A 12,375-nucleotide genomic window follows, 5' to 3' on the forward strand; every position below is an offset into this window, starting at 1 on the left:
GGGGCTAATTTTCCTTTTTATATGATTTTATTACATAGTATTTTCCATTTTTATAAGGAACAAACCAAAATAAAAACTTCAAATTTCTATTTTTAAAAGAAAATTTTACAGCGGAAAAATCTTTATAAATTATAGGATAGTCAATTCCGCCTTTAAAAAGTTGATTACATCTTAGAATTCTTAGAATAGTTAAAAAAAATGCTTTTAAACAAAAGTTATGCTTAAATTGTATCAAAGCATATTCAGAACAACTAGGATAGTATCTGCAAGCCGCTGGAAAAAGCGGTGAGATGTTATGTTGATAAATTTTTATGATTTTTATAAAAAAATCCTTCATTTAAAAGCATCCATTTTTCTAAAAGACCATCTTAAACTCTTTTTTATAGAATCAAAGCTAAAGTTAATTATTGAAGGCTTCGCAATTATAATGTAAAATCCTGATTTTAAATCACATCCCATATTAGCAAATGCCGCTCTTAGAACTCTTTTAGCACGATTTCTAATAACTGCTTTTCCTACTTTTTTACTAGCAATTGCTGTAAATTTTCTATCATCAGAAGCCAAAAAATAAACAACTGCAAATTCAGTGTGCCATTTTTTAGCCATCTCATAAACTTTTTTAAACTCATCTGCCTTATTTATAGCAGAAAATTCAATCAAACAGCCAATCTTTTTCTACCTTTTGCTCTTCTTGCATTGATAACTTTTCTGCCGTTTTTACTTTTCATCCTAACTCTAAAACCATGTGTTCTTTTCTTAGGAGCATTATGTGGTTGATATGTTCTTTTCATATTTTTCCTTTTAATTTTTTTAATTTACCAAACGGTGATTTTATCTTAAAATTACTTAAAAATAGATAAGAACAACTTTTTTTATGTGTTTAATATTTTGCAGTATAATTTTGAAAGTTTAAAATAAATAAAATTTTAAAGGAAATTTATGAATAGAATTTTAAATATCTATCTTTTTTTGATTGCTATTTTAGTAGGTCTTGAAATTTGTGCAGGAGTTTTTGTTGCACCCGTAATATTTAATCCAGCAAATTTAATTGGTGAAGGTGTTTTAACCCATTTTCAAAGTGGACAAATAATGACTGAAATTTTTCTAAGATTTAATAAAATTTTACTTATCATATCAATTTTGGCATTTATTGCAGAAAGCATTAATCTAGCTAATAAAAATAAAAATTTTAACATTAAATTTTCAACTTTTATGCTTGCTTTTATAAATTTAGTATTAGCCCTACTTTTTATATTTTACTTTTCAAATTATATAGTCAATGCTCAACAAATCGGACCATCAATGACCCAAACTGCTTCTTTTGCACAAATGCATAAAGCCAGTGAATGGACTATGAAAATCATGCTTATAGCTCAAACATTTTTATTTTTTATCAAATTTCCAAGTAGTAAAAATGAACTTAAACAAGAGGTTAAATGAATGAAAATAAGAGTTTATTACGAAGATACAGATGCAGGTGGTATTGTATATCATACAAATTTTATAAAATACTGTGAGCGTGCAAGAAGTGAAATGGTATTTAACTCAAACCTAGATCCATTTACTCCAAATAGGCATTTTGTTGTTAAAAATATAAATGCCTCATATATAAAACCAGCTTTTTTAGGAGATATATTAGAAGTTATTTCAACACCAAATAGTATAAAAAAGGCAAGTTTAGTTATAAATCAAAAAATTTATAAAATTGCCTCTTTAGAAAAAAGCTTGGATGAAAAAGAGCTTATTTTTGAAGCAGATATCAAAATAGCTTATTTAATAGATAAAAAACCAGCTGCCATGAGTAGCAAAATGATAGAGTTTTTTAAAAATTATAAGTAGAATTTTCTACTTATAACTAAAAAGCTAACTCACTATTTAAATTCTTTTCTTCATCTCTAATAGATTCAAATTTATGATTTGTTGTTTTATAAATCTTTGTGTCATAATTTATACTTGAGCCAACGATTCTTTCTTTAAAAATCCGCTCATCATCAGTATTTGCAAAAGCATTGTATAAATAATCAAGCCCAATAGCCGTTGAATAAGCAATCCAGTTATAATAAATATCAACTCCCAAAATTGAACTTATAGAAGCAATATTTTGCGGAACATGAGTAATGGAATTTGCGATAAATAAATTTTGTCTATCTTTAAAATCTATAAGCGATAAAAGTTTTGGAGCATAATTAATCTGTGTTGTAAAAAAGGAATTTGGAGCTAAGTTATTTATCTTTAGCTCATAAATTATCTTAGCTGTTGCATTAAGTGGCAAATTTAAAAAAACATCAACATCTTTTAAACTCTCATCAACTCTTCCTAGAAGCGAAGTTTGGGCACCATCAACTAAAACTTTTTTTTCTATATTTGCACCACTTAAAGAAATATACTCGTCTAAAAATTTTGCCAAAAAGCTATTATCTTCAAAAACAACTATATTTTTATAATCAGAATACTCTAAAAGTTTTAAAACTTGATCTTCGTAGTCAATACCTCCAAAAAAGATATTTCCTTTGCTTGCTTTAACCATTTTATAGTGAAGTGTAGGTATGAAAAAAAGCATATTTATATCAGAATTTTTTGCGATTATCTCAGCGCCTTTTGCAGTAAATGGAGCAATAACCAAAGAAATACCATCATTTTTTATTTTATCAATAGCAGTTATTAATGATGCTTCATTTTCATTTCCAGTTAGATAAAATTTAACCTTTACATTTAAATCTTTAGAAATTATATAAGAAAACACCGCATTTGAAACTATGTGAGCATATCCACCTATTATATTTTGAGGAAGTAAAACAGCAATTTGTTGCTGTGATAAATCCATATCTTTTGTTACAACAAGCTTTGCAATGCCACTAGATAAACTCATATAGTAGCTTTCAAGATAAGAATTTGAATACTCCTTAGAGTATCTTGATAAAAAGCTAAAATCTTTTTTTTCATCAATTAATTTTTTTAAACATTGGCTATCGCAAATTCCAGGTTCAAAGTCTAGATAATAAAGACTTGCTGGTGGGATAGGAGAAGGTTTTTGAATTTTTGCAAAACAACTTGAGAAAATTAACAATAATATTAGTAAAATTTTTTTCATAACAACTCTTTAATTTTTTTTATATCATTTAAAAAAAACTCTTTTTTCGCTGGATTTAACCTTATAAAATCAAGATCAAACATAGGCAAAACAAAGTTTTTTTTATATTTTAAAACATAACCATGAAGTGTTTCTAAACTAGACATTTCAAAATCTTCAAAAATAGCACCTAAACACTCATCACCCATTGCCAAAATAAGCCTTGGATTTAGTTTTTCAATCTCATCAAAAAGATATGGCTTACACCTTTGAAAACTCTCATCATAAGGTTTAATATCTTTATTTGAGTGACATTTTACCATAAAAGTAAAGTATAAATCATCTTCACTTAAATTTAAGGTATTAATAAGCTCGTTTTTAAACTCTAAAACTAGCTTTGAGGATAGCAAATCTCCAGTTTTATTTTGAATATCACTTGGATTTTTTAAAATTATCATAATTTTAGCATGTTTATTTTTAGAAAAAACAGTATTAATTCTTTGTTTTGAAAGATTGCATAACTCGCAAATATTGAGGTTTTGCTGTAGTTCATCAAAGTCTTTAAATTTACTTTTTTTAACCAAATTTAAAACACTTTCATCTATAAATTTATATCCAAAAGCTCTATAACTTCTTAAAATATATATCAAATCACAATTCATCAAAACCATCTTTAAAAAGATTTGAATTTGAGGCTAAAAACACTCTATCAAAACCTGCTAAATCTTTATAAAATTTAGCTTCAAAACCATTTTCTCTTAAGATTTTACTTAAAGGTCTTTTTTGATCATAGCCTATTTCACAAGCTAGAATTCTTGTTTTATCTTTACTTAAATTAATAATGTGTTCTAAAATTTCATATCCTTTAACGCCGCCAAAAAGTGCTTCTTTTGGCTCATTTAAGACCCATTTATCAAGTTTATAGTTGTTTTTTATATATGGCGGATTTGATACTATGATATCAAAACTATCATCTATCCCATCAAGATAAGACGCATTTATAAAATTTACATCTAAATTTAGCTTTTTAGCATTTATACTTGCGACTTCAAAAGCTGTTTTTGAAATATCAGTAGCTGTTATATTTGAGCTTGGAATCATTTTTTTTAGGCTTAAAGAAATTATTCCACTTCCAAAACCAATTTCACAAATTTTAGGATTTGCAAAATTTTTTGCAACTTCATAGACTTTTTTGACTAAAATTTCAGTTTCAAATCTAGGGATTAAAACACCCTTTTTTATAAAAAACTCACTATCCAAAAAGCTTGCTTTACTCGTTATATACTCTAACGGCTCGCCATCTTCATATCTTTTTAATAATAAAAAATATCTATGAGGATGATCTAAATTTTCATTTATTTGAAGTAAAATTTCAGTCATACTTAAATTTAGATGAAATTTTAAAAGTTCTCTTGCAACAAAAGGTGTTGTAAGTTCTTCACCCTTTTTAAGAGCTTCAAATATTTTCATCATTTAACTCACAAATGCGCTCATACAAAGTTGGATGAGAATGGTAAAAATTTGAATAAAGCTTGTGTGATTTAGGAAAAGCTTTATTCTCGCTTCCAAGCTTCTTTAGGGCGTTTATCATGTCATTTTTATTTTGCATTTTAGCACCAAATTTATCAGCCGCAAACTCTCTTTTTCTGCTTAAAAAAGATTGAAGTGGAGTTATAATAAATGAAAGCAAATTTGATAAAATGGCTATCATCACTATAATACTTCCACCACTTTTTTCAATTCCAACAGCGTTAAAAATAGTTTCTGGCAAATTTCCCAAAAGACCAAAAATAACAAAAAATAAAATAGCTGAAAAAACTAAAATTCTTAAAATATCTTTGTTTTTAAAATGCCCTAGTTCATGACCTAAAACAGCTAAAATTTCATCTTTTGTAAGTTTTTTTATAAGCGTATCAAACAAAACTACCCTTTTAGCGCTTCCAAAACCACCAAAATAAGCATTTAGGCGATTATCTCTTTTGCTAGCATCGATTGTAAAAACACCGCTACTTTTAAATCCACATTTTTTAAGAAGTGATTCAATACTATCTTTTAAAACATCATCTTTTAAAATTTCCATTTTGTTAAAAAGTGGAGCGATTAAAGTAGGATATAAAAAATTTATAATTAAAACAATTATAAAAGATAAAATTGCAGCCCAAAACCACCAAAAATTTCCTAAAAAATTTATGCAAATTAAAAGCAAATAAACAACTATTGAGCCAAATATAATGCTTAGTGAAAAAGACTTTAATAAATCCAATAAAAAAGTTTTAACACTCAAATTTGAAAAACCAAATTTTTTATCTTTTACAAATTTAGAATAAATATCAATAGGCAAACTTAAAATTCCACCAATTAAAAAAAAGCTTATCACAAAGACTAAATTTTCAAAAATAGTATTGTTTAAAACCACATTTTGATACAAAAGTCTTAATCCAAAACTAAGCCAACAAATGGTTATAAAAAATTCATATATCAAAGTAAAAATAGCAAATTTTTTATTAAAAATAGTAATATTTCCAGCTTCTTTGTATGTTTTCTCATCTAAAATAACAGCTTCTTTTTTTATCTCTTCTTTTACAAATTTAAGTTCGCAAATTTCCAAAAAAATTTTAAACAAGCTATAAGCCAAAAACAATATTATCAGTATATAAAGCATATATTCTCCATTAATTTTTATTTTGAAATTTTATAAAATGTAATTTAGCATAAATTTAATAAAAAAATAATGAAAAAGCAGTTTTTACAAATAAATTTGTTATAATGCAAAATTTATTAAATTAAAAAGAAATGGTTTTACATGAAAAGGTTTATTTTTACGATTTTTTTATTTCTTCCGATATTTATGTTTGGAAATGAGTTAGCTGATTTAAACGCTCAAAAATTTGGAATTTTAACACTCATTCCTCCAGTTGTTGCAATCACATTGGCTTTTATTACAAAAGATGTTATTTTTTCTCTTTTTATAGGTGTTTTTAGTGGAACATTTATGATGTTTATAACACAAGATAATATTTTTAGTGCTTTTATAAAAGGTTTTGTAAATGTTTGCAATAGAATGGTTCACTCAATGGCAGATCCTTGGAATGCAGGAATTATTCTTCAAGTTTTGGCAATTGGTGGTGTTGTTGCACTAATTACAAGAATGGGTGGTACAAAGGCAGTTGCTGAATGGCTTGCAAAAAAAGCTAAAAACCATAAATCATCACAAATTTCAACTTGGCTAATGGGACTTTTTGTTTTCTTTGATGATTACGCTAATGCCCTTATTGTCGGACCTGTAATGCGCCCAGTTACTGATAAATTTAAAGTTTCAAGAGAAAAACTTGCTTTTATTATAGACGCAACAGCTGCTCCTATTTCTGGAATAGCTATAATCTCAACATGGATTGGGTATGAGCTTTCTGTTATAAAGTCTTCTTATGAAATCATTGGAATGACTGATGTAAATGCATTTGCAATATTTTTAGAGACACTTCCATATAGGTTTTATAATATATTTATGATAATTTTTGTTTTTGCTACAGCTATTACAGCAAGAGAATTTGGCCCTATGTATAAAGCTGAACTAAGAGCTAGAACAACTGGCATAACAACATCAAAAAACAATATGAAAATGGATGATATAGAAGATAAGTCAATTCTTCCTAAAGCAGGTATTAAGCTTAAAACATCAAATGCAATAATTCCAATTTTAGTTTTAATGTTTGGTGCTATTTTAGGTTTTTATCTAAATGGCCTTGGAGCATTAGAGGGTGAAATTTTAGAACAAGTTAAAGCTGATCCTTTTTCACTATTTGCTTTAAGAGAAACTTTTGGTAATGCTGATGCTTCGGTTGTGCTTTTTCAAGCTGCACTTTTTGCGACTGTAGTTGCTATTTTTATGGGTGTTTATAGAAAAATATTTACAATTAGCGAAGCAATTAGTGTTTGGGTAAAGGGTTGGAAAACGATGATAATTACAATAGTTATTTTACTACTTGCATGGTCACTTAGTTCAATCATTAAAGATTTAGGAACTTCGAGATATTTAGTAGGAATTTTATCAGATTCAGTTCCACTTTGGGTTCTTCCAACAACTATTTTTATACTTGGATCATCTATCTCATTTTCTACGGGAACAAGTTATGGAACAATGGGTATTTTAATGCCACTTGCCATACCTTTAGCTTTTGCAATAGGCGGATACAATGGCTTAACAGAGCATATACTTCACTCATATATGATAATAAATATTGGCTCTGTATTAACAGGAGCGATATTTGGCGATCACTGTTCACCGATATCAGATACAACAATACTTTCTTCAATGGGAGCAGGTTGCAATCACATAGATCACGTTGCAACACAAATGCCTTATGCGTTATTAATAGGTGCAATTTCAGTACTTATTGGCTATTTACCTGTATCTTTTGGACTACCGGTGGTATTTTCATTGGCACTTGGAGTAATTTTTATATTTATTATTTTAAAAACAATTGGTAAAAAAGTTGAATAAATTTAGGGTGTAAATTTACGCCCTAAATTTCAAAAGATATGAAAGAAAAATTTATTTTAAATTTAAAAAATCAAAAATCATATTCAATTAAAAAATACTACATTATCCAAACACTTTTTATATTAAGTTATCTATTTTTTGCCTTAATTGTGCCTTATGATATAGAAAAAATTTATCCAAACGCTTTAAAATTTATAGATTTTTTTAAATTTATCCAAGTAGTTGATATCTTAGATAAAGATGAAAATATAAAAAGCGGTATAGTGTTTTACTTTTGTTTTATGCTAGTTATTGGGCTTATTTATACGATTTGGCATTTTAAAAACTACTTTTATAAGCTTGTGATTTTAAATGGTTTCTTAGGCATAAATGAACCTGTAAAAGATGGTATTGTTGGTAAAATGAACGAACAAGATTTAAAACTAGTTAAAAATCCATTTTTACTTTTTATTTTACTGATTTGTGTTTACCTGTTTTTTATCTATATTTTATATTATTTTTTTAGCGGAAATTTTTTAAATGATTGTGGTGATATCTTTGAAAGACGAAATAATATAACTTATTTACAAAAATATCAAACAAAGCTTGGTGCTTCATATACCACAGCTATTTTTCAAGGAATTGCTTTTTATATAAGTATCGTTGTGATAAATTTAAGAGTGTTGCATCTTTTGTGGTTGTATAAAAATAGTAAAAATAAAATTGACTAAATTTTAAAAAAGTATTGAGCTTTCAACTTTTTAAACTCTCAGCCAGCGCTAAAACTTCAAAATACTCATTTTCCATATTTGTTAAATTTCCCTTTTTTTCTTCTAGTTCTTCAAAAAGAGATTGAATCCCTACTTCTTTATAAATTTCAGGTGTTGAAAGTGCGTGATTTAGCTCTTTTATACGGTTTTCAAGTCTTTCTATTTCAGCTGGATACTCATTTAAAATTTTATTTTGCTTAAAGCTTAATTTTGTTTGAGTTTTTGGCTGTAAGCTTTTTTGAGCTTGTTGCTCATTTGATTTTTCTTTGGCATCTTTTTCTATTTCATCAAGCTCTTCGATCTCATCTTCAAGTTCTAAATACTCACTATATGGCATATACGTTTGATTAATATTTCCGCTATTTTCAAAAATCCAAAGCTTATTTGTAACTTTATCTACAAAATATCTATCATGACTTACGATTATAACAGCACCTTCAAAACTCATTAAATACTCTTCTAAGATATTAATCGTAGCAATGTCAAGGTCATTTGTAGGTTCATCTAAAATTAAGCAATCATACTCTTTTGTAAAAAGTAAAGCCAAAGCTACTCTATTTTTTTCGCCACCACTTAAAGAGCCAACCTTTTGAGTTAAAAACTCTTTTGGGAAAAGAAAGTTTTTTAAATAGCCATATACATGCATATATCTACCTCTAACCCAAACATGGTCCCCACCATTTGGACAAAAAACTTCTATTAAGCTATCATCGTCGTTAATGCCTTCTCTCATTTGATCGAAATATCCGATTTTTAATTCACCTTTTTTTATAACTCCACTATCTGGTGAAATTCTACCCAAAAATGTTTTTAAAAGTGTGCTTTTTCCACTTCCGTTTTTTCCTACTATTCCAATCCTCTCACCTTGCAAAACTCTTGTATTAAAATTTTTAAAAAGTGTTTTTCCACCTAATGCTTTTGTTAAATTTACACACTCAAAAAGCATTTTTTTTCTATTTTGCCCAAGTCCGCCGTGATTAAAACTAACATTTGCTCTTTCTAACTCAAGTTTTACTTTTCGTATAATTCCAGGATTTTTCTTTGCAGCTTCTCGCATTTGAATAACGCGTTGTTTTCTTCCTTCATCTCTTTTAAGCCTAGCTTTTACTCCGCGCCTAAGCCACTCTTCTTCACTTTTTAAAGTTTTTATTAAAGTTTCGTAGCTTTTTTGCATAGAAGCTAACATTTCTTGTTTTTTAATTAAATAATTTTCATATCCACCATCAAAACTTTGAATTTCGCCATCTTCTATTTCTATACAACGATTAGCAAGGCGTTCTATAAAATATCTATCATGACTTATAAATACTATTGTTTGGTTACTAGAAATAATCATTTCCTCTAAAAATTTAACCATATAAACATCAAGATGGTTTGTTGGCTCGTCCAGTAAAAGCACATCAGGTTTTTTTAGTATTAGTCCGCCAAGTGCGACACGCCTTATCTCACCACCACTTAAAGTTGAAATAGCTCTATCTTTAAACTCATCAAGTTCGAAATGCTCAATTACACGAGTTATTTTATTTTCTATATTCCACGCATCGTGTGTATCTATAAATTTGCTAAGTTCGTTTTGCTTTTGTATTAAGTCTTTATTTTGAGGATCATTAGAAAGCGAATTTAAAGTTTTTGTATATTCATCAAGTGCACTATATATCTCTTTAAGTTCTGATCTTATGGCTTGTTCGACTGTAAAATGAGACTTGAAATTTGGAGCTTGTTCAAGATATTGCACATTTATACCATTTTGCGTAACAACTCTTCCCTCATCAGGTGTATAAATTCCAGCAATTATTTTCATAAGAGTTGATTTTCCACCACCATTTTTTCCAATAATGGCAATTCTTTCTTTATCGTTTATAGTTAAATTTGCATTATTTAAAATACTTTTTGTACCAAATTTCTTTTTTACATCTATTAAATCAACAAGTGCCAATAAATTTCCTTATAATAAATTTTATTATTCTATATCAAATAAGTTAAATTTATAATAAAATAGCTTGATTTTAGTCAAAATAGCTTAATTTATCATCTTTTGGATTGTAGTTTTGTTTTGCAAATTTAATAAATTTCTCAATATTTTCTTTTTTTGAACTATCTTTTCTATATATAAAGTAACTATAATTTTGCAAAGGGTAATTATCATCTTTTGGATGAGAAATTGTGCCTTTATATTGCAAATAAGCCGAGTTTAAATTTCGCGTGTAGTAGTAGCTTGCATATCCGATAGAATAAGGAGTTTGTTTTATAAAAAAAGCTATTTCTTTATTTCCCTTTTTTCCAATTCCTAGTTTGAAATTTACAAACTCACTGTTTTTTAAATTCCAAAAATCACTATTGTTTTTTAAAAAAGATGATAGTGTAAATGTAGTGCCAGATCCATCATATCTATGAAAAAAGATTATTTTTTCATTTGGTAGATTTAAATTTGGATTTAAAAGAGTTATCTCTTTATCATTCCAAAACTTAATTTTTCCTATAAAAATTTTAGATATCAAATTTGGAGTTAAAACTAAATTTGAAATATTTGGCAAATTGTAACTTATGGAAATTGGACTTTTTATAAATGGTATAAACTCTAAACTATCATCTTTTAAAGCTATATCAACTATTGCAAAATCAGCTTTATTAAGCAAAACTTGTTTTATTCCACCGCTTGATCCAATTGGAAAATATGAAATTTCATTTTTAGTTTTTAATTTATATAAATTTGAAAGTTCAACCACTTTATCGCCTGCAAAGGTTGCACCATATCCTTTAAGCTCATAAGCATTTAATAAATTTATGCATAAAAATATAAAACTAAATTTCACTATTTTTTGCAGCATTGCTATCCTTAATTCCAAAAAATTTTATAAAAATAATTTTAACTTTTTGCATAATTTTATCAAACCAACTCTTTTTTTGAAGTAAAATCGAAATATTTATCCCATCTTTTTTTGTATAAATTCTACTAGCTCCATCAAAAACAGAAGTATAAAACTCATCTTCATCTAAAAGTTTTTCTTCAACTAAATCTTTCGTATCTATAAAAAGATCTATATCAATGCCATATTTTTCTCCTAGCTTATTTAACTCATTTCTTAAATTTACAATATCTTCATGAAAATCTTTTTTTATCTTTTTTTTAATTACAAAAAGATCTATATCGCTACTTGGCTTTGGAGTTCCTTTGGCATAGCTTCCAAAAATCCAAATTTCTCTTGGGTTTAAAGATTTTAATTTTTTAATTAACTTATCTTGAATACCCTTTGGCAAATGAGTATTATCCAAATTTTCCACCTACATACTCTTGTAAAAGTTTTTCTCTTGGGTTTTTAAATATTTGCTCAGTTTTGCCAAATTCTATTAAATCTCCTAAATACATAAATGCTGTATAATCACTAACTCTTAGAGCTTGTTGCATGTTGTGAGTTACAATGACAATTGTGTAGTTTTCTTTTAGTCTATGTATAAGCTCTTCAATAGCTATTGTGGAAATTGGATCAAGTGCTGAAGTTGGCTCATCAAAAAGCAAAATATCAGGGCTTACTGCAATGGCTCTTGCTATACAAAGTCTTTGTCTTTGGCCTCCTGAAAGTCCTGCGGCATCATCATTTAATCTATCCTTTACCTCATCCCAGATATTTGCACCTTTTAAGGCACTTTCAGTAATTTGCGATAATGTTTTTTTATCTTTTATACCTTGAAGCTTTAAGCCATATTCAACATTATCTTTTATACTCATTGGAAAGGCAGTAGGTTGCTGAAAAATCATACCGATTTTTATTCTTAAATTTATTAAATCAATATTGCTACTTAAAATATTTTCACCACAAAAAGAAATTTCACCTTCGTAGCGATTTCCTGGATAAAGATCGTGAATTCTGTTAATTGACCTTAAAAGAGTTGATTTACCACATCCTGATGGCCCTATCAAAGCAGTTACTTTTTTATCAGCCACTGGCATGTTGATTTTATTTAAATTTGGTTTATTGCTTCCTTGATACCAAAATGAGAAATCTTTTATGCTTAAAGCAAGATTTTCTTTAACTTCTGTTATTGTTGCCATAAAT

15 protein-coding genes are annotated in these 12,375 nt (G+C 27.6%); 4 read left to right on the forward strand and 11 right to left on the reverse strand.

Annotated features, from left to right (window positions below):
• Positions 1–4: 4 nt before the first annotated feature.
• The 3 genes from yidD to rpmH are packed head-to-tail and all read right to left on the reverse strand — an operon-like array spanning position 5 to position 791.
• Positions 5–337: a membrane protein insertion efficiency factor YidD gene (gene yidD, locus CURT_RS06635; protein ID WP_018712641.1), complete on the reverse strand. Its 333-nt coding sequence runs from the start codon at positions 335–337 to the stop codon at positions 5–7.
• On the reverse strand, positions 334–660 hold the full coding sequence (gene rnpA, locus CURT_RS06640) for a ribonuclease P protein component (protein WP_016646801.1): 327 nt from the start codon (positions 658–660) through the stop codon (positions 334–336). The genes yidD and rnpA overlap by 4 nt, the downstream gene beginning before the upstream one ends.
• A complete protein-coding gene (gene rpmH, locus CURT_RS06645; protein WP_018712642.1) occupies positions 657–791 on the reverse strand; it encodes a 50S ribosomal protein L34 in 135 nt (44 codons plus the stop codon). The genes rnpA and rpmH overlap by 4 nt, the downstream gene beginning before the upstream one ends.
• 148 nt (positions 792–939) lie before the next feature.
• Here rpmH and CURT_RS06650 point away from each other — a divergent pair, with 148 nt between their 5' ends.
• Together CURT_RS06650 and CURT_RS06655 are read left to right on the forward strand one after the other, a co-directional pair.
• Complete coding sequence (locus CURT_RS06650) at positions 940–1,440, forward strand: DUF4149 domain-containing protein (protein ID WP_018712643.1); 501 nt, start codon at positions 940–942, stop codon at positions 1,438–1,440.
• The gene (locus CURT_RS06655) at positions 1,441–1,839 is read left to right on the forward strand and encodes a YbgC/FadM family acyl-CoA thioesterase (protein WP_018712644.1); all 399 of its coding nucleotides are present in this window, start codon (positions 1,441–1,443) and stop codon (positions 1,837–1,839) included.
• A gap of 16 nt (positions 1,840–1,855) precedes the next feature.
• Here the strand turns inward: CURT_RS06655 and CURT_RS06660 are convergent, their stop codons facing one another.
• The 4 genes from CURT_RS06660 to CURT_RS06675 are packed head-to-tail and all read right to left on the reverse strand — an operon-like array spanning position 1,856 to position 5,732.
• Positions 1,856–3,091, reverse strand: coding sequence for a type 1 periplasmic-binding domain-containing protein (locus CURT_RS06660; RefSeq protein WP_018712645.1), 1,236 nt, complete (start codon positions 3,089–3,091; stop codon positions 1,856–1,858).
• A complete protein-coding gene (locus CURT_RS06665) occupies positions 3,088–3,720 on the reverse strand; it encodes a uracil-DNA glycosylase (RefSeq protein WP_244848427.1) in 633 nt (210 codons plus the stop codon). Before CURT_RS06665 ends, CURT_RS06660 begins: the two co-directional genes overlap by 4 nt.
• A gap of 1 nt (position 3,721) precedes the next feature.
• The gene (gene prmC, locus CURT_RS06670; protein WP_018712647.1) at positions 3,722–4,540 is read right to left on the reverse strand and encodes a peptide chain release factor N(5)-glutamine methyltransferase; all 819 of its coding nucleotides are present in this window, start codon (positions 4,538–4,540) and stop codon (positions 3,722–3,724) included.
• Positions 4,527–5,732, reverse strand: coding sequence for a M48 family metallopeptidase (locus tag CURT_RS06675; protein ID WP_018712648.1), 1,206 nt, complete (start codon positions 5,730–5,732; stop codon positions 4,527–4,529). The genes prmC and CURT_RS06675 overlap by 14 nt, the downstream gene beginning before the upstream one ends.
• 141 nt (positions 5,733–5,873) lie before the next feature.
• On the opposite strand from CURT_RS06675, the gene CURT_RS06680 reads away from it, so the two are divergent.
• The gene (locus CURT_RS06680) at positions 5,874–7,571 is read left to right on the forward strand and encodes a Na+/H+ antiporter NhaC family protein (protein ID WP_026320298.1); all 1,698 of its coding nucleotides are present in this window, start codon (positions 5,874–5,876) and stop codon (positions 7,569–7,571) included.
• A 38-nt stretch (positions 7,572–7,609) separates the two neighbouring features.
• A complete protein-coding gene (locus CURT_RS06685) occupies positions 7,610–8,281 on the forward strand; it encodes a hypothetical protein (protein ID WP_018712650.1) in 672 nt (223 codons plus the stop codon).
• A gap of 22 nt (positions 8,282–8,303) precedes the next feature.
• Here CURT_RS06685 and abc-f read toward each other — a convergent pair whose 3' ends face one another.
• From abc-f to pstB, 4 genes are all read right to left on the reverse strand, one after another.
• The gene (gene abc-f, locus CURT_RS06690; protein ID WP_018712651.1) at positions 8,304–10,256 is read right to left on the reverse strand and encodes a ribosomal protection-like ABC-F family protein; all 1,953 of its coding nucleotides are present in this window, start codon (positions 10,254–10,256) and stop codon (positions 8,304–8,306) included.
• Positions 10,257–10,326: 70 nt separating this feature from the next.
• Positions 10,327–11,148: a phosphate ABC transporter substrate-binding protein PstS gene (locus CURT_RS06695; protein ID WP_018712652.1), complete on the reverse strand. Its 822-nt coding sequence runs from the start codon at positions 11,146–11,148 to the stop codon at positions 10,327–10,329.
• On the reverse strand, positions 11,123–11,602 hold the full coding sequence (locus CURT_RS06700; protein WP_039749961.1) for a nucleotidyltransferase family protein: 480 nt from the start codon (positions 11,600–11,602) through the stop codon (positions 11,123–11,125). Before CURT_RS06700 ends, CURT_RS06695 begins: the two co-directional genes overlap by 26 nt.
• A complete protein-coding gene (gene pstB, locus CURT_RS06705; protein WP_018712654.1) occupies positions 11,586–12,371 on the reverse strand; it encodes a phosphate ABC transporter ATP-binding protein PstB in 786 nt (261 codons plus the stop codon). Before pstB ends, CURT_RS06700 begins: the two co-directional genes overlap by 17 nt.
• Positions 12,372–12,375 lie beyond the last annotated feature (4 nt).

It is taken from the genome of Campylobacter ureolyticus, assembly GCF_013372225.1.
In the GTDB taxonomy this organism is placed as follows: domain Bacteria; phylum Campylobacterota; class Campylobacteria; order Campylobacterales; family Campylobacteraceae; genus Campylobacter_B; species Campylobacter_B ureolyticus.